The 18026-nt window shown below is 71.5% G+C and carries 16 protein-coding genes; 12 read left to right on the forward strand and 4 right to left on the reverse strand.

Annotation, left to right across the window (positions count from 1 at the left end):
• Positions 1-45 precede the first annotated feature (45 nt).
• The gene (locus VHU88_10430; GenBank protein HEX3612091.1) at positions 46-1239 is read left to right on the forward strand and encodes an FtsW/RodA/SpoVE family cell cycle protein; all 1194 of its coding nucleotides are present in this window, start codon (positions 46-48) and stop codon (positions 1237-1239) included.
• A complete protein-coding gene (locus VHU88_10435; GenBank protein HEX3612092.1) occupies positions 1236-2000 on the forward strand; it encodes an alpha/beta hydrolase in 765 nt (254 codons plus the stop codon). Before VHU88_10430 ends, VHU88_10435 begins: the two co-directional genes overlap by 4 nt.
• A gap of 42 nt (positions 2001-2042) precedes the next feature.
• On the opposite strand, the gene VHU88_10440 is transcribed toward VHU88_10435, so the two are convergent.
• From VHU88_10440 to VHU88_10455, 4 genes are all read right to left on the reverse strand, one after another.
• Positions 2043-2888, reverse strand: coding sequence for a site-specific DNA-methyltransferase (locus tag VHU88_10440; protein ID HEX3612093.1), 846 nt, complete (start codon positions 2886-2888; stop codon positions 2043-2045).
• A gap of 10 nt (positions 2889-2898) precedes the next feature.
• Positions 2899-4125, reverse strand: a complete 1227-nt coding sequence (locus VHU88_10445; GenBank protein HEX3612094.1) for a sigma-70 family RNA polymerase sigma factor — start codon at positions 4123-4125, stop codon at positions 2899-2901.
• Positions 4115-4471: a YciI family protein gene (locus VHU88_10450; GenBank protein ID HEX3612095.1), complete on the reverse strand. Its 357-nt coding sequence runs from the start codon at positions 4469-4471 to the stop codon at positions 4115-4117. Before VHU88_10450 ends, VHU88_10445 begins: the two co-directional genes overlap by 11 nt.
• A gap of 111 nt (positions 4472-4582) precedes the next feature.
• A complete protein-coding gene (locus tag VHU88_10455; GenBank protein ID HEX3612096.1) occupies positions 4583-6109 on the reverse strand; it encodes an AMP-binding protein in 1527 nt (508 codons plus the stop codon).
• A gap of 162 nt (positions 6110-6271) precedes the next feature.
• Between VHU88_10455 and VHU88_10460 the strand changes: the two genes are divergently transcribed.
• From VHU88_10460 to mnmA, 10 genes are all read left to right on the forward strand, one after another.
• The gene (locus tag VHU88_10460) at positions 6272-8200 is read left to right on the forward strand and encodes a TIGR03960 family B12-binding radical SAM protein (GenBank protein ID HEX3612097.1); all 1929 of its coding nucleotides are present in this window, start codon (positions 6272-6274) and stop codon (positions 8198-8200) included.
• Complete coding sequence (locus tag VHU88_10465; protein HEX3612098.1) at positions 8197-9012, forward strand: TIGR03936 family radical SAM-associated protein; 816 nt, start codon at positions 8197-8199, stop codon at positions 9010-9012. The genes VHU88_10460 and VHU88_10465 overlap by 4 nt, the downstream gene beginning before the upstream one ends.
• A 249-nt stretch (positions 9013-9261) precedes the next feature.
• Positions 9262-11982 (forward strand): Rne/Rng family ribonuclease, encoded by a 2721-nt coding sequence (locus VHU88_10470; GenBank protein HEX3612099.1) that lies wholly within the window; start codon positions 9262-9264, stop codon positions 11980-11982.
• Between the two features lie 138 nt (positions 11983-12120).
• Entirely contained in the window at positions 12121-12429 is a 309-nt protein-coding gene (rplU, locus tag VHU88_10475) for a 50S ribosomal protein L21 (protein ID HEX3612100.1), read from the forward strand.
• A 10-nt stretch (positions 12430-12439) separates the two neighbouring features.
• A complete protein-coding gene (gene rpmA, locus VHU88_10480) occupies positions 12440-12694 on the forward strand; it encodes a 50S ribosomal protein L27 (GenBank protein ID HEX3612101.1) in 255 nt (84 codons plus the stop codon).
• A gap of 95 nt (positions 12695-12789) precedes the next feature.
• Positions 12790-14169, forward strand: a complete 1380-nt coding sequence (obgE, locus tag VHU88_10485) for a GTPase ObgE (protein ID HEX3612102.1) — start codon at positions 12790-12792, stop codon at positions 14167-14169.
• Complete coding sequence (proB, locus tag VHU88_10490) at positions 14166-15284, forward strand: glutamate 5-kinase (protein ID HEX3612103.1); 1119 nt, start codon at positions 14166-14168, stop codon at positions 15282-15284. The genes obgE and proB overlap by 4 nt, the downstream gene beginning before the upstream one ends.
• A 16-nt stretch (positions 15285-15300) precedes the next feature.
• Entirely contained in the window at positions 15301-15645 is a 345-nt protein-coding gene (locus tag VHU88_10495; GenBank protein HEX3612104.1) for a hypothetical protein, read from the forward strand.
• A 104-nt stretch (positions 15646-15749) separates the two neighbouring features.
• Complete coding sequence (locus VHU88_10500; GenBank protein ID HEX3612105.1) at positions 15750-16931, forward strand: cysteine desulfurase family protein; 1182 nt, start codon at positions 15750-15752, stop codon at positions 16929-16931.
• A gap of 8 nt (positions 16932-16939) precedes the next feature.
• Complete coding sequence (mnmA, locus tag VHU88_10505; GenBank protein HEX3612106.1) at positions 16940-18010, forward strand: tRNA 2-thiouridine(34) synthase MnmA; 1071 nt, start codon at positions 16940-16942, stop codon at positions 18008-18010.
• The last annotated feature ends 16 nt before the right edge of the window (positions 18011-18026 follow it).

An 18026-nucleotide genomic window follows, 5' to 3' on the forward strand; every position in this document is an offset into this window, starting at 1 on the left:
GAGCACTGCGCGGCCGCGCCTATGAGCGTCTTACGGCCTGCTCCGATGGCCTTGGCGCCGGTCGGCGTCGGGGCTGCCCGGCGCGCCCGGACGGTGGTCCGCCGACTGTCCCGACTCGATCCGGTGCTGTGCCTGACCACGATCGGCTTGACCGCGTTCGGCTCGACCCTGGTGTGGGCCGCGACGCGGGCACGCGCCGGGGACGGCGGCGGCAGCAGTTCGCTGATGGCCCGTCACCTGCTGTTCGCAGCGGTGGGTCTGGTCGTCGCGCTGGTGGTCGCGACCGTGGACCACCGTCGACTGCGCGTGCTCGCCCCGGCCGTGTACCTGGCGGCCGGCGCCGGCCTGCTGCTGGTGCTGACGCCGTTGGGCGCGACTGTGAACGGCTCGCACTCCTGGATCCGCTTCGGCGGCCTCTCGGCCCAACCGTTGGAGTTCGCCAAGCTCGCGATCGTGCTCGGCCTGGCGCTGCTGCTGGCCGAGCGCCGGGAGAGTCGGGGCACGGCCCGTTCCGGCGCCCGGGCGACCAACGCGGAGGTCCTGCTCGCGCTGGCGGTCACCGCCGTCCCGGTCGCGCTGGTGCTGTTCCAACGGGACCTCGGCTCGGTGCTGGTCATGCTGGTCACGGTGGCCGGGATGCTGGTCGTGGCGGCGGTCCCGCTGCGGTGGATCCTCGGCCTGGCCACAACTGCCGCCGTCGGCGTCGTGGTCGTCGTGCAGGCGCACCTGCTCAGCCAGTACCAGATCGACCGATTCGCCGCGCTGGCCGACCCGAACCTTGACCCGTCCGGCATCGGCTACAACGCACACCAGGCACGCATCGCGATCGCCTCGGGCGGGTTGACCGGAGCCGGCCTGTTCCACGGCACCCAGACCGTGGGTCAGTTCGTGCCCGAGCAGCACACGGACTTCATCTTCACCGTCGCCGGGGAGCAGTTCGGGTTGCTCGGCTCCGGTGCGGTGGTGCTGGCCTTCGCGGTCCTGCTGTGGCGTGGCTGCTCGATCGCGCGGGCCGCCACGGACCTGTTCGGGTCGCTGGTCGCCACCGGGGTGGTCTGTTGGCTGGGCTTCCAGGCGTTCGAGAACATGGGCATGGCGACCGGAATCATGCCGGTGGCCGGCCTGCCGCTGCCGTTCCTGTCCTACGGGGGCAGCGCGATGGTCGCGAACCTGGTGGCGATCGGACTGCTGTTGAACGTGGATGCGCAACGCCGTAACCCCGTCGGACCGCGCGGATGAGCGAGGTGCTCCGCTTCCGCGGCGCCCGAGGCACGGATCTGACGTACCGTCAGATGGGCGCCGGGCGGCCGTTGATCCTGCTGCACGGGTATTTCTCGAACGCCGAGGTGAACTGGCTGAAGTACGGTCATGCCGCGGCGCTGGCTGCGGCCGGGCACCTGCTGGTGCTGCCTGATCTGCGAGGCCATGGCGACAGCGCCAAGTCGCACGACCCCGCCGATTACCCGCCGGACGTGCTGGCCGAGGACGGTCTGGCGCTGCTTTCGCACCTCGGTCTCGACCCGGGGGACCCGAAGGCCTATGACCTCGGCGGATACTCGCTGGGGGCACGCACCACGATCCGGATGATGGTCCGCGGGGCCCGGCCCGGCCGCGCGGTCCTCGCCGGGATGGGTTTGTCCGGGCTGACCGCGGCCACCGTCCGCAGTGCGCACTTCCGCGATGTGCTCACCAACCTCGGCTCGCACCCGCCCCGTTCGGCGGCCTGGATGGCCGAGGCATTCCTGCGCACCACCGGCGGCGACCCGACGGCCCTGCTCCTGCTGCTGGACAGCTTCGTCGACACCAGTTCGGCCGAACTGGCGGCTATCACCGTGCCGACCGCCGTGGTGCTCGGCTCCGAGGACGACGACAACGGCTCCGGGCCGGAATTGGCCGCGGCCCTGGGCTCCGGCCTGAGCATCAGCGTCCCGGGCAACCATATGAGCGCGGTGACCAAGCCCGAACTCGCCGCGGCCTTCGTGGGCTTCTTGGCCCCCTAGCACACGTACTACCTGCCACGCCGATCATCGATGATCGGGGTTTCAGAGGGTGCGGAACTCCGGGGGAGGACTACCCAACCGGGCGCGCATCGTTTCGATCGCGTCCGGGTGCGAGTCGACCAGCAGGTAACGGCGGCCCAGGTCGCGGGCCACGGCGCCGAGGGTGCCGGAGCCGGCGAAGAAGTCGGCGACCCGGTCGCCCGGGCGGGAACTGGCGGCAACCATCCGGCGAACGATGCCCATCGGCTTCTGCGTCGGGTAGCCGGTCTTCTCCTTACCGGTCGGCGAGACGATCGTGTGCCACCACACGTCGGTGGGCAGCTTGCCGCGCGCGACCTTCTCCGGCGTCACCAGACCGGGGGCCATGTACGGTTCGCGGTCGACCTCGGCGGAGTCGAAGTGGTAGCGCGTCGGGTCCTTCACGTACACCAGGATGTTGTCGTGCTTGGTGGGCCACCGGTCCTTCGCGCGAGCGCCGTAGTCGTAGGCCCAGATGATCTCGTTGAGGAAGCACTCCCGGCCGAACAAGGCGTCCAGGGCGACCTTCGCGTAGTGCACCTCGCGGTAGTCCAGGTGCAGGTAAAGGGTTCCGTCGTCGGCGAGCACCCGCTGGACCTGCTCCAGACGGGGCGTCAGAAACGCCCAGTAGTCGTCGAAGACGTCGTCGTAGGAGCGCAGGGTGGCCCTCGTCTGCTCGTACGTGTGGCCGCCGAATCCGACGCGAGTGCCGGTGGCCGAACGCACCGTCCGCAGGCCGACCCGCTTCTGTGCCCGGCCGGTGTTGAACGGTGGGTCGAGGTAGACCACGGTCACGCACCCGTCGGGCAAGGCTTCGAGCACGCGCAGGTTGTCGGCGTGGACGACCAGGTCGCGGTCCGGGTGCAGCACGCCATCATGCTTACAGGGCCAGCGCCGCCCGACGCCCCGTCAGGTGCGCGTGTTCCAGGTCGTTCTCGGTGAGCTGCAACGCCCGACCGAAGCACTCGTCGGCCTCGGCCGTCCGCCGGGCCCGCGTCAGCAGTTCGGCGCGGGCCACCCAATAGGGTTGGTAGTCGCTCAGCTCGAGGCCCTCCAGCTCCGCCAGCGCGATCTCCGGCGACGCGATCTGAGCCAGCGCGACCGCCCGGTTCACCGCGACCACCGGGGTCGGCGCCACTGCCAGCCACTGGTCGTAGAGCGCCAGGATCTGCGTCCAGTCGGTGTCCTGGGCCCGGGCGGCGTCGGAATGGACGGCGTTGATCGCGGCCTGGAACTGATACGGCCCCGGGGCGCCGCGGCGCAGGCAGGCCCGCACCAACTCGTGCCCCTCGGCGATGAGGGCGCGGTTCCACCGGCAGCGGTCCTGGTCCGGCAGCAGCACCAGCCGCCCGGCCGAGTCGACCCGTGTCCCCCGCCGGGACTCCGACAGCAACAACAGCGCCAGCAGCCCGAGGGCCTCCGGTTCATCGGGCATCAACTCGACCAGCAGTCGAGCCAGCCGGACGGCCTCCGAGCACAGGTCGCCGCGGCTCAATTGCGAGCCCACCGCGACGTGCCCACTGGTGTAGACCAGATACACCACCGCCAGAACCGCACCGAGTCGCCCAGGCAGGTCCGCGTCCGCGGGGACGCGGTACGGGATGTTGGCGTCGCGGATCTTGCGCTTGGCCCGCACGATCCGCTGGGCCAGGGTCGCCTCGGGGACCAGGAAGGCGCGGGCGATCTCGGTGGTGTCCAGCCCGCCGAGCAGGCGCAGCGTCAACGCCACCTGCGACTCGGCGGCCAGTGCCGGGTGGCAGCAGGTGAACAGCATCCGCAGTCGGTCGTCGCGCACCGGACCCACCTCTCGCGTCGATTCGTCGGGCTCGGCCGGCAGCAGTGCCTCGGCGTGCCGGGCCTCGCGGGTGGCCTCCCGGCGCAATCGGTCGATTGCCCGGCGCCGCGCGGTGGTCATGATCCAGCCGCCCGGGTTGGGCGGGGGAGCGTCCGGGTCCCACCGCTCCAGGGCGACCACGAACGCGTCGGCCACGGCCTCCTCGGCCAGCGTGATGTCGCCGAGGAGGCGGGTCAGCGTCGAGACGCACTTGCCGTACTCGTCGCGGAAAACCCCAGCTACGAAGGACTCTGACGAACAGTCAGGAGTCACCGGGCTCGTCCTGGAACGGACGCACCTCGACCGGCAGTCGGCACGCGACCGTGGCCCGGGCGGCCAGCGCGAGCGCGGCGTCGAGGTCGGCGAGGTTCACGATCCAGAAGCCGCCGATCATCTCCTTGGTCTCGACGAACGGGCCGTCGGTCGTGGTCACCTTGCCGTCGACCGAGCGCAGAACAGTCGCCGTGGTCGGCGGATGCAGGCCACCGCCGAACACCCATTGGCCCGCGTCCTGGATCTCCTTGTTGAGCGCGCCGACGTCGGCGTAGATCTGTTGCATCTCGGAGTCCGCCGGGGCGTAGTCGCCGGAGTGCCACACCGACATCAGGTACTGGGTCATCGAGTCTCCTAGGTAGCCGGGTCGGCGTCGCGCCGACCGTCACCCTCTCCACGAACTCACCGGCCCGGAATCGACACGCTCCACGAGGGAGTTGATGTGACCTGGGTCACATCAGTTCACCTGGCGCTGGTGCCCCGCCCAGTACGGCTCCCGCAGCTTGAACTTCTGCAGCTTCCCGGTCGCCGTGCGGGCCAGCGAGTCGACGAAATCGACGCGCTTCGGGCACTTGTAACCGGCCAACCGAGTACGGCAGTGGGCGATCAACTCGTCGGACGTGGCCGGAGTGGCCAGCACGACCAGGGCTGTGACCAGTTCGCCCCACTTCTCGTCGGGGATGCCGATGACCGCGACCTCGCGCACGGCCGGGTGCGACATCAACGCGTCCTCGACCTCGATCGATGAGACGTTCTCTCCGCCGGAGATGATCACGTCCTTCTTGCGGTCGGAGATGACCACGTAGCCCTCGTCGTCGATCTCCCCGCCGTCGCCGGTGTGGAACCAGTTGCCGGCCTGGGCCTTCGCGGTCTCCTCGGGCAGCTCCCAGTAGCCGCCCAGACAGTGGTTGGACTGGGCGAGCACCTCGCCGTCGGCGTCGACGGCCATGCGCACGCCCAGGGCCGGCGCCCCGGCGCGACCGAGTTTGCGGGCCTGCTCGATGGTGGGCAGGTCGTCCCACTCGGCGCGCATCCGATTCACGGTCAGCAGCGGCGAGGTCTCAGTGAGCCCGTAGATCTGGATGAATTCCCAGCCCAACTCGCTGCCTACCCGCTCGATGGTCCGGGTCGGCGGCGGCGCGCCGGCGACGACGATCCGAACCCGGTCGCGCCCGGGGATCGGTCCGTCCCACGATGCCGCGGCCTCCAGCGCCGCGTTGACCACGGCCGGCGCGGCGCACATCAGCGTGACTCCGTGGCGCTCGACCCGGCGCAGGATCTCCGCCCCGTCGATCTGGCGGAGCACGATCTGCTTGGCGCCCAGGCCGGTCAGCACGTACGGCATTCCCCAGCCGTTGCAGTGGAACATCGGCAGGGTGTGGAGGTACACGTCGCGGTCGGTGACGGTGGCATGCAGGCCGAAGACGGTGGCGTTGAGCCAGAGGTTTCGGTGCGTCAGCTGCACGCCCTTGGGTCGCGCGGTGGTGCCCGAGGTGTAGTTGATCGTCGCGGTTGACGCCTCGTCAGGTTCTGCCCAGGGCTGCGGTTCGACCCCGCGCAGATAGAGCGACTCGTCCTCACCGAACACGAACTTGTGCGGCGCGTCGATCGCGTCCAGGCAGTCCTTCAGCGCCGGGTCGGCGTAGACGACCTGCGCCCCGGAGTGGGCGATGATGTAGTCGATCTCCGGCTGCGCCAGGCGGAAGTTCACCGGCACCAGGATCCGGCCCCACCCGGACACCCCGAAGAACGACGTGAGCAGGCGCGAGGAGTTCTGCGAGATCACCGCGACCCGACCGCCGGTCGGGATGCCCAGCTGGTCCAGCCGGGCCGCCTGGGCCCGGGCCATCGTCGCCATCTCGCGATAGGTGAACGCGCCCTGGTCGGGCGCCGGCTGATCCGGTTCGTCGACGACGCCCACGCGGTCGGGGTAGACCGACTCGGCGCGGTCCAGGAAGTCCTTGACGGTGAGCGGGTGGTACATGGGAAAACCTCCGAGCGATGCTGCTCTGCCGGGACACCGTGACCCTAGACACAACCGCGCTGACCAGGCCAGAGATCGAGCGCGAAAAGACGCTCGCGAAGCGGACGCCCGCGGCCGACTAGGCTGGCCCCGTCCCGTACCCGCAAGGAAGCTGGCTCCGCCGTGCCCGTCGAGTCGTTGTTCCCACGGCTGGAACCGCTGCTGCCGCTGGTGAGCAAGCCGGTGCAGTACATCGGCGGGGAGCTCAACGCGACCGTCAAGGACTGGGACTCCGCCACCGTCCGCTGGTGCCTGATGTACCCGGACGCCTACGAGGTCGGCCTGCCGAACCAGGGCGTGCAGATCCTCTACGAGATCCTCAACGAACGCGACGGCGTGCTCGCCGAGCGGACCTACGCGGTGTGGCCGGACCTCGAGGCGCTCATGCGTCGCGACGGGGTCCCGCAGTTCACCGTCGACGCGCATCGGCCGGTGTCGGCCTTCGACGTGCTCGGCGTCAGCTTCTCCACCGAACTCGGGTACACGAACCTGCTCAACGCCCTCGACCTGGCCGGGATCCCGTTGCGGGCCGCCGACCGCGGGCCTGACCACCCGCTGGTGATCGCCGGCGGCCACGCCGCGTTCAACCCGGAGCCGATCGCCGACTTCCTCGACGCCGCCGTGCTCGGCGACGGTGAGCAGATTGCGCTGGCGATCACCGAGGTGATCCGCGAGTGGAAGCTCGAGGGCTCGCCCGGCGGCCGCGACGAGGTGCTCTTCCGGCTGGCCGCGGGCGGCGCGGTGTACGTGCCGCGGTTCTACGACGTCAGCTACACCCCCGACGGCGCGATCGCCGCGATCCGGCCGAACCGGCCCGGCGTGCCGGCCCGGATCGTCAAGCACACCGTGATGGACCTCGATCAGTGGCCATACCCGCGCAAGCTGCTGGTACCGCTGGCGGAGACCGTGCACGAGCGGTTCAGCGTCGAGATCTTCCGCGGTTGCACGCGCGGCTGCCGCTTCTGCCAGGCCGGGATGATCACCCGTCCGGTCCGCGAGCGCAGCATCAGCTCCATCGGCGAGATGGTTCGCGAGGGCCTGGCCAACACCGGCTTCGAGGAGGTCGGCCTGCTGTCGCTGTCCAGCGCCGACCACTCCGAGATCCACGAGATCGCCAAGGGCCTGGCCGACCGCTACGCCGACGAGAAGGTCTCGCTCTCGCTGCCCTCCACCCGGGTCGATGCGTTCAACGTCACGCTGGCCCAGGAGCTGACCCGCAACGGCCGGCGCAGCGGGCTGACCTTCGCCCCGGAGGGCGGAAGTGAACGGATGCGCAAGGTGATCAACAAGATGGTCACCGAGGAGGACTTGATCCGAACGGTCACCACCGCGTACTCGAACGGGTGGCGGCAGGTGAAGCTCTACTTCATGTGCGGTCTGCCCACCGAGACCGACGACGACGTGCTCCAGATCGCCGACCTGGCGCGCCGCGTGATCGCAGCCGGCCGGGCGGCGACGGGCAGCCGCGACATCCGGTGCACGGTCTCGATCGGCGGTTTCGTGCCCAAGCCGCAGACTCCGTTCCAGTGGGCCGCGCAGCTGGATCACGAGACGACCGACGCCCGGCTGCGCCGACTCCGCGACGTGCTGCGCAACGACAAGCAGTACGGCCGGGCGATCGGATTCCGTTACCACGACGGCAAACCAGGTGTGGTCGAAGGCCTGCTCTCGCGCGGTGACCGACGCGTCGGCCGGGTGATCGAGGAGGTCTGGCGCTCCGGCGGACGCTTCGACGGCTGGAGCGAACACTTCTCGTTCGAGCGCTGGATGACGGCCGCGCAGGGCGGGCTGGCCGGCACCGGGGTCGACGTGGACTGGTACACGACCCGCGAACGCGGCTTCGACGAGGTGCTGCCGTGGGACCACCTCGACGCCGGCCTGGACCGGCACTGGCTGTGGCAGGACTGGCAGGACTCGCTGGCCGCCGACAGCGCGGATGTCGAGGACTGCCGCTGGGAGGGCTGCTACGACTGCGGCGTGTGCGGCGAGATGGGCACCGACATCCAGATCGGTCCCACTGGCCGGACGCTGTTGCCGCTCACCGTCAGTTGAGCAGGTCCCCGGAAGGTCCGCCGCCACCGCCGACCGTGCAGCGGCTGCGGGTCCGCTACGCCAAGCGCGACCGGTTGCGGTTCAGCAGCCACCGCGACTTCGCGCGCGCGTTCGAGCGCGCCCTGCGCCGCGCCGGGGTCCCGATCGCATTCTCGGCCGGGTTCTCGCCGCACCCGAAGGTCTCCTACGCGAACGCCGCGCCGACCGGGGTCGCCAGCGAGGCCGAGTACCTCGAGATCGGCCTGGCCGAGCGCCGCGAGCCGGACGAGGTGCGCCGGGCGCTCGACGCGGCCCTGCCACCCGGGCTGGACGTGCTGGAGGTCGTCGAGGCCGCCGCGGGCGCGCTGGCAGACCGGCTGGAGGCCTCGGTCTGGCGGATTCAGCTCGACGGGCTGGACAGGGAGACGGTCGCCGCCGGGCTGGCGAAGTTCCTCGCATCGGACCTGGTCGAGGTCGAGCGGATGACCAAGAACGGCCTGCGGCGGTTCGACGCCCGCGCCGCCGTGGCGAGTGCCGAAACACTCGATGTTGACCCATTGGTGAGTGGCTCGGCTCACCAGGACGAGCCCTGTGCGATAATCAAGTTGGTCGTCCGGCATGTCACACCCGCTGTTCGACCCGACGACGTCCTTTCCGGACTGCGCCGAGTGGCTGACCTCACGCCGCCACACCCACCTCGGGTGACCCGGCTGGCGCAGGGGCCGCTGGGCGCGGCCGCAGGTGAGGTGTATGACCCGCTGGCTGTCGATCGGTCCGGAGAAGGATCGATCGAGGTTCCGCGACCTGATCGGGTCGCGGGTCCGGCTTGCTGAGCTGGTCGTCGGTCCCACCCTGAGGGGTTCGCCCCTCGACCATTGCTCGACCGCTCCGCCGCCGCCTCCCGTGGGCGCGAACGAGTGGCTGAAACGACTTTCACGTCCGGCTCGATCGGCGCTGTGCCGCTCGGGACCGGGCACGAACTTTCGTTCGGTGCGGCTCCTGTCGCCTCGAGCGGACCAACGCAAGGTTCCCGTGCGGCGCTGCTACTCGGCGCCCGGGAGTCGGAACGGCAGAAGCCAGAAATGCTCGAAGACGAGCCCACCGAACAACCCAGCGAAACCCAGTCCTCCTCCGCCGCAGCTCCGGCCAAGCCCGCCCGCCGCCGTCGTGCGGCGGGTCGCCCGGCCGGCCCGCCCGTCGAGGCCGCCGCGGACCAGCCCGCATCGGCCGCGGACGAGCCGCCGCCCGCCGACGAGCAAGCGGCGCAGGCGCCCGCGCCCCGGGCCCGGCGGACCCGCAAGCGCGCCGAGGCCCCGGCTGACGCGCCGGATGCGCCAGCACTGACGACCACGGCCGAGGAACCGGCGCCCGAGGCCCCACCGACCCGCGCCCGGCGCTCCAGGTCGCGTGTTGCCGAGAAGCCCGCCGAGCCGGTCGAGGCGACCGACGCGGCCACCGAGGAGTCGGACGAGGCCGCGGCGAGCTCCGGCCCGCCCGCCCCGACCGTCCTGTTCCAGGCCCCGACCATCTCGACGCCCCGCCGCAGCCGCCGCGCCGGCTCGGCCGTCGGTGAGCCGACCGCGGTCGAGGAGGCCGCCGATCAGGCCGAGGCCCCCGCCGGGCCGGCCCGGCCACGTCGGCGCTCGCGCTCCGGCTCCGCGCCGGTGGAATCGGCGGCCGGGGACGTCGCGAAGGCGGCGGCCGACACCGCCGAGGCCGAGGACGACGGCACTGACGACCACGAGGACCACGATGGCTCCGAGTCGGGTCCGCGCCGCCGGCGCCGCCGGGGCGGTCGCGGCCGCCGCGGCCGTGGCGGCACGGGCGACTCCGCCACCGAATCCGAGGAAGACTCGGGGGACGCCGCCGCCGAGGCCGAGGAGTCCGGCGACGACGCCGGCGAGGACTCCGGCGACGATGCCGCCGACGGCACCGGCTCGCGGCGCCGCCGCCGCCGGCGGCGCCGGGGTGAGGACGGCCCCACCGCCGCCGACGATCCGGAGAAGACCGTCACCCGGGTGCGCAGCACGCGCACCGCACGCAGCGGCGGCGGCAGCAGCAGCAGCAGCGACAACGAGGTCACGGCGGTCCGCGGCTCGACCCGCCTGGAGGCCAAGAAGCAGCGTCGACGCGAGGGCCGCGAGGCCGGCCGGCGCCGTGCGCCGATCCTCTCGGAGGCCGAGTTCCTGGCCCGCCGCGAGGCCGTCGACCGGGTCATGGTCATCCGCCAGGGCAAGGAGCGCACCCAGATCGCCGTGCTCGAGGACGGCGTCCTGGTCGAGCACTACGTCAACAAGGTCAGCAGCTCCTCGCTGATGGGCGACATCTTCCTGGGCCGCGTGCAGAACGTGCTGCCGTCCATGGAGGCCGCGTTCGTCGACATCGGCAAGGGCCGCAACGCCGTCCTGTATGCCGGTGAGGTCAACTTCGAGGGCCTCGAGGGCCAGCCGAAGCGGATCGAGCACGTGCTGAAGTCCGGCCAGTCGGTGCTGGTGCAGGCCACCAAGGACCCGATCGGCCACAAGGGCGCCCGGCTGACCAGCCAGATCTCGCTGCCTGGCCGTTACCTGGTCTACGTCCCGGAGAACTCGATGACCGGGATCAGCCGCAAGCTGCCCGACACCGAGCGCAACCGGTTGAAGTCGATCCTGCGCCAGGTGCTCCCGGAGGACGCGGGCGTGATCGTCCGCACCGCCGCCGAGGGCGCCTCGGAGGACGAACTGCGCCATGACGTCGAGCGGCTGGCCGCGCAGTGGGAACGGGTCCAGGCCAAGGCCAAGACCGCGAACGCCCCGGCGCTGCTGCTCGGCGAGCCCGACCTGATGATCCGTGTGGTCCGCGACGTGTTCAACGAGGACTTCGGCTCGCTGGTCGTCTCCGGCGACGAGGCGTGGGCCGAGATCTCCGACTACGTCGGCCGCGTCGCGCCCGACCTGGCCTCGCGGCTGACCCGCTGGGTCGAGCCGACCGACGTGTTCGCCGCGCACCGTGTCGACGAGCAGATCCTCAAGGCTCTGGACCGCAAGGTCTGGCTGCCCTCGGGCGGTTCGCTGGTCATCGACCGCACCGAGGCGATGACGGTCGTCGACGTCAACACCGGCAAGTTCACCGGTTCGGGGGGCAACCTCGAGGAGACCGTCACCCGGAACAACCTCGAGGCGGCCGAGGAGATCGTCCGCCAACTGCGGTTGCGCGACATCGGCGGGATCATCGTCGTCGACTTCATCGACATGGTGCTGGAGTCCAACCGGGAACTGGTGCTGCGCCGAATGGTCGAGTGCCTCGGCCGCGACCGGACCAAGCATCAGGTCGCCGAGGTCACCTCGCTGGGCCTGGTCCAGATGACCCGAAAGCGCATCGGCCAGGGCCTGCTGGAGGCGTTCTCCGAGCCGTGCGAGCACTGCTCGGGCCGCGGGATCATGGTCCGAACCGACGATCCCAAGGCCAAGTCGCCGAAGCCGGCCCCGCCCAGCGGAAACGGCAACGGCCGCAACGGTCACGCCGCGGACTCGGCCGCGGAGGAGTCCGGCGAGACCACCGGCGAACCGGCGCCGCGGAGCTCCTCCCGCGGTGGGCGGCGGCGCGCACGCGGCGGCGGCGACCCTTCGACGCCGGGCTCGGTCACGGCCTCGCCGGACGATCCGGACGCGGCGGCGGTCGAGCCCGCGGTGGTCCACCAACGCGACGTGACCGAGAACAAACCCCAGGCGGAATCGCAGGCCGAAACCGAGGAGGTCCGGCCCGCGCGCCGGTCGCGGCGGCGCCGCGCCGACTCGGCTCCGGCGGTCGAGGCATCGGTTTGAGCCACGACGGCACCGGGCGGTAAGGTTCTGCGTCGGCGCCCAAGCGTCGGTTCAACCATGGGCTGATCCGGTGCCGCGCAGCGCCACTGGAAAGGCAGTGCCCAGCAAGCAGCCAGCAAGCAGAAGGTGAGTACTGCGGTGTACGCGATCGTCAAGGCCGGCGGCCGGCAGGAGAAGGTCAGCACCGGCGATGTCTTCGAGCTCGATCGCGTCGCGGCCGACCCGGGTGCCACCCTGGAGTTGCCCGCAGTGCTGCTGGTCGAGGGCACCACGGTGACCTCGGACTCGGCCGCCCTCGCGACCGTCAAGGTGACCGCCGAGATCTTGGCCCACACCAAGGGTCCGAAGATCGAGATGATCCACTTCAAGAACAAGACCGGGCACCGGGTTCGTCGCGGCCACCGCGCGAAGCTGACCCAGGTCAAGATCACCTCCATCACCAAGTAGGGACGCGGCAATGGCACACAAGAAGGGCGCGTCCTCCACGCGCAACGGGCGCGACTCCAACGCCCAGCGCCTCGGCGTCAAGCGGTTCGGCGGCCAGCAGGTCAACGCCGGCGAGATCATCGTGCGCCAGCGCGGCACCCACTTCCACCCGGGCGACGGCGTCGGCCGCGGTGGCGACGACACGCTGTTCGCACTGGTCGCCGGTGCGGTCCAGTTCGGTACGCGGCGCGGGCGCCGCGTGGTCAACATCGTCGCGGCGGAGTAATAACCGCCCGATTCGCATTTTTCAGACGAGGGTGACCGGCGACCCCGGTCACCCTGTCGTCTTTTGTGCCCCTGGTTTCGTAGCTCTGGAGTGAGATGACCACCTTCGTCGACCGCGTCGTCCTGCACGCCGCTGCCGGCGACGGTGGCAACGGCTGCGCGTCGGTCCACCGGGAGAAGTACAAGCCGCTCGGCGGCCCGGACGGGGGTAACGGCGGGCGCGGTGGCGACGTGCTGCTGGTCGTGGACCAGAACGTCACGACGCTGCTCGAGTACCACCACTCGCCCCACCGGCGCGCCGTGTCCGGCAAGCCTGGTCAGGGCAACAACCGCAGCGGCGCCGACGGCGAAGACGTGGTGCTGATCGTGCCGGACGGCACCGCGGTGATGACTCCCGACGGAACGCCGATCGTCGACCTGGTCGGGGCCGGTGCCCGATACGTGCTGGCCCGTGGGGGCCGCGGCGGGCTGGGCAACGCCGCGCTGGCCTCGCCGCGTCGCAAGGCCCCCGGATTCGCCCTGCTCGGTGAGCCCGGCGACTCCTGCTCGGTGGTCCTGGAGCTGAAGACCGTCGCCGATGTCGCGCTGGTGGGCTTCCCCAGCGCCGGGAAGTCCTCGCTGATCGCGGCAATGTCCGCGGCTCGGCCCAAGATTGCCGACTACCCGTTCACGACACTGATCCCGAACCTGGGCGTGGTCCAGGCCGGTGAGATGCGGTTCACCGTTGCCGACGTGCCCGGATTGATCCCGGGGGCGAGCGAGGGCCGGGGCCTGGGCCTGGAATTCCTGCGCCACGTGGAGCGCTGCGCCGTGCTCGTGCACGTCCTGGACTGCGCGACTCTGGAGCCCGACCGCGACCCGCTGACGGATCTGGCGGTCATCGAGGCCGAACTGTCCGCCTACGGGGGGCTGGACGACCGGCCCCGGATGGTCGTGCTGAACAAGGTCGACGTGCCCGAGGCAGCCGAACTGGCCGAGTTGGTCACCGCCGACCTGGTCGCCCAAGGGCTGCCCGTCCACCACGTCAGCGCGGTCAGCCACCACGGCCTGCGAGCGCTGGGTTTCGCGATGGCCGAGGTGGTAGCCGCCGCACGCGCCGCGGCCCCGCCGTTGGCGCCCAGTCCCATCGTGCTGCAGCCGAAAGCCGTCGACGACACCGGATTCACCGTCACTGTCGAGGAGTACGAGGGCGCACCGGCCTACGTCGTGCGCGGCGAGAAACCCCAGCGCTGGGTGCGGCAGACCGATTTCAGCAACCCCGAGGCCGTCGGTTTCCTCGCCGACCGGCTGGCCCGGATCGGCATTGAGGATCGCCTGCTGGAGCTGGGCGCCCAGGAGGGCGACACGGTGATGGTCGGCGGCTCGGGTCCGCTCTCCGAGGGTGCCGTCGTGTTCGACTGGGAGCCGACGATCAAGGCAGGCGCCGAGCTGTTGCACGGTCGGCGGGGGACCGACTTGCGCCTGGAGGGCCGATGACTCGAGCCGACGTCCTGGCCGCCAAGCGAATCGTGGTCAAGGTCGGCTCGTCGTCGCTGACCACCGCCCGCGGCGGGTTGGACACCGCGCGGGTCGACGCCCTGGTCGACACCTTGGCCGCGGTACGCCGGTCGGGGCGGGAGATCGTGCTGGTCTCCTCCGGGGCAATCGCCGCCGGGCTGGCACCGCTGGGGTTGACCCGCCGCCCGCGCGACCTGGCGACGCAGCAGGCCGCGGCCAGCGTGGGGCAGGGCTCACTGATTGCTCAGTACGCGAATTCCTTCAGCAGACATGATGTGACGGTGGGTCAGGTTCTGTTGACCGCCGACGACGTGATTCGTCGGGCCCACTACCGCAACGCGCAGCGGACCTTGTACCGGCTGCTGGCGATGTCCGCGTTGCCCGTGGTCAACGAGAACGACACCGTCGCCACCGACGAGATTCGCTTCGGCGACAACGACCGCCTGGCGGCGCTGGTGGCGCACCTGGTGCACGCCGACCTGCTGGTGCTGCTGTCCGACGTCGACGCCCTGTACAACGGCGACCCGTCCCGACCGGGCGCCGTCCGGATCGCCGACGTCCGCGGGCCGGAGGACCTGGCCGGGGTCCGCATCGGGACCGCGGGGAAGGCCGGCGTCGGCACCGGCGGGATGCAAACGAAGATCGAGGCCGCGCGTATCGCCACCTCGGCCGGGGTGCCGGTGGTGCTGACCGCCGCCGCGGCGGCGGCCGACGCGCTGGCCGGGAAATCCGTCGGGACGCATTTCCGGCCGACCGGCCACCGGGTGGCCACCCGCCTGCTGTGGCTGGCCCACGCGGCAACCCCGCGCGGTGAGCTGCACCTGGACGCGGGGGCCGTGCGCGCGGTTGTCAAGGGTGGAAAGTCACTGCTTCCCGCCGGCGTCACCGAGGTGGCGGGTGGTTTCGTGGCGGGGGATCCGGTGGACCTTTTGGACGAAAACGGTCACGCGGTGGCACGCGGGCTGGTCAACTTTGATTCGTCGGAACTGCCCAACCTGCTCGGTCGGTCGACACGGGATCTGGCACTTGAACTGGGACCCGCCTACGAGCGGGAGATCGTCCACCGCGACGATCTTGTACTGCTGCAGCGCTGAGAGAGGAGGTGGTCCGGTGGATCCGGACGGTGCGCATCGGCTCTGGCACGTCACCGTCACGGTGGCCGGGCCCGAAGCTCCGCTCGAGCAGGTCCGCGACGGGCTGGAGAGCATGTCCCAGGACCACCCGTTCCTGATGTCCGGCCGCTACGCCACGGACCGCGCCGAGGTGCGGTACTGGGAGGAGGCCGAGGATGTCCACGACGCCCTGGCGCTCGCCCTGCGGCTGTGGGGCGAGCACCGCGACAGCGCCGGGCTGCCGCACTGGGCCGTCGTCGGCCTGGAGGTCGTCGACCGCGACACGCACCGGCGGCGCGGCGAGGGCGCGGCCCTGCTGAGCCCGGGCGTGCGCCCCTTCTAGAACCCACATCTGCTGCCCGTCCCACCTGTCGGCGGGCCGCGATACGTGGGGCACGCCGCAGAAGTGCGTCATGTGGGGCGCCCGCCGGCTAGGCTGGGCCCGCGATGACCTATCTGGACCACGCGGCCACCACGCCGATGTTGCCGCAGGCATTGGCCGCAGTGACCACCGAGATGGGGCGCTGCGGGAATCCGTCCTCCTTGCACGCCGCCGGGCGAAGCGCGCGGCGGGTCGTCGAGGAGTCGCGCGAGGCGGTCGCCGCCGCCCTGGGCGCGCGTCCCGGCGAGGTCATCTTCTGCGCCGGCGGCACCGAGGCCGACAACATCGCGCTCAAGGGGCTGTACTGGGCCCGGCACGCCGCCGATCCGGCGCGGCGCCGGGTGCTGATCAGCGCGGTGGAGCACCACGCGGTGCTGGACCCGGCGCTTTGGCTCGAACGCTGCGAGGGCGCCGAACTCGAACTGCTCGAGGTCGACCAGGCCGGTCGGGTGCGCCCGGAGACCCTGGCCGCGGCGTTGGCTCGCGACCCGGGCTCGATCGCGCTGGTGTCGGTGATGTGGGCCAACAACGAGGTCGGCACCGTGCAGCCGATCGCCGAGCTCGCCGAGCGCTCGCGCGCCGCCGGTGTCCCGTTCCACACCGACGCGATAGCCGCGTTCGGCGCCGTGCCCGTCGACTTCGCCGCCTCCGGCGTGGACGCCCTTTCGGTGACCGCGCACAAGGTCGGCGGCCCGGTCGGGGTCGGCGCGCTGCTGCTGGCTCGCGGGGTCGTCCCGGAGCCGCTGCTGCACGGCGGCGGGCAGGAGCAGGAGGTCCACTCCGGCACGGTCGCGGCGCCGCTGGTGGCTGGGTTCGCCGTGGCGGCAGGCGCCGCGGCGGCCGAACTCGAGGTGCACGCCAAGCAGTTGGCGGGGCTGCGCGACGAGCTCGTCGCCGGGGTCGGTACCGCGATCCCGGACTCCGTCCTGAACGGCGACCCGGTCGACCGCCTGCCGGGCAACGCGCACTTCTCGTTCCCGGGCTGCGAGGGCGATTCGCTGTTGATGCTGCTGGATGCCCGGGGCATCGAGTGCTCCACCGGTTCGGCGTGCTCGGCCGGTGTCGCGCGGCCCAGCCACGTACTGCTGGCGATGGGCCGCGGCGAGGAGACCGCCCGCAGTTCGCTGCGGTTCTCGCTGGGCCGCACCTCGACCGTGGCCGATGTGACGGCACTGCTGGCGGCGCTGCCGCCGGTCGTCGAGCGAGCGCGCCAGGCCGGGGCGGCCGCGGCCGTCCGGCGGGGTTAGGCAAGCCGGTGCGGATCCTGGCAGCGATGTCCGGCGGGGTGGACTCCGCCGTGGCCGCGGCGCGCGCGGTGGCGGCCGGCCACGATGTGACGGGTGTTCACCTGGCGCTCAGTCAGAATCCCGCGACGTACCGCTCCGGCGCCCGCGGTTGCTGCACGCTGGAGGACTCCCGCGACGCCCGCCGGGCGGCCGACGTCCTCGAAATCCCTTTCTACGTCTGGGATCTGGCCGCCGAGTTCCGGGCCGAGGTGGTCGAGGACTTCGTCGCCGAGTACGCCGCCGGGCGGACCCCGAACCCGTGCCTGCGCTGCAACCAGAGCATCAAGTTCGCCGCGCTGCTGGACCGGGCCGCCGCGTTGGGCTTCGACGCCGTGTGCACCGGCCACTACGCCCGCATCGTCGAGGGCCCGGCCGGCCGCGAACTGCATCGGGCGCTCGATTCGGACAAGGACCAGTCCTACGTGCTCGGCGTGCTCGACGAGCGGCAGGTGCGGCATGCGATATTCCCGCTCGGCGACACCCGCAAGGCCGACGTGCGGGCGGAGGCGGCCGAGCGCGGGCTGGCCGTGGCGGCCAAACCCGACAGCCACGACATCTGCTTCATCGCCGACGGCGACACCGCCGGATTCCTGCGGCAGCGACTGGGGGATCGGCCGGGTCGGATCGTCGAGCAGGACGGGACCGAGATCGGCTCGCACGAGGGAACCTTCGGTTTCACCGTCGGCCAGCGCAAGGGGCTGCGAATCGGCACCCCGGCGTCCGACGGTCGGCCCCGCTACGTGCTCGACATCTCCCCAGCGACCGCCACGGTCGTGGTCGGCCCGGCCGAGGAACTCGACGTTCGGGGCCTGCTCGGCATCGCCCCGCGGTGGTGCGGGCCGGCGGTGGACGGAACGATCGGCTGCCTGGTGCAGATCCGGGCGCACGGGGACGCCGTGCCGGCGAAGCTGACCGTGGCCGGCGGATCGGTCGCGGTGCGATTCGCCCAACCGGTCCGCGGCGTGGCGCCGGGGCAGGCCGCGGTGTTCTACCTCGGCACCCGGGTCCTGGGCTCGGCCACGATCGCCTCGACCGACTGAACGGCTCCCAACGGGT

The sequence above is a fragment of the Sporichthyaceae bacterium genome (assembly GCA_036269075.1).
Taxonomy (GTDB): domain Bacteria; phylum Actinomycetota; class Actinomycetes; order Sporichthyales; family Sporichthyaceae; genus DASQPJ01.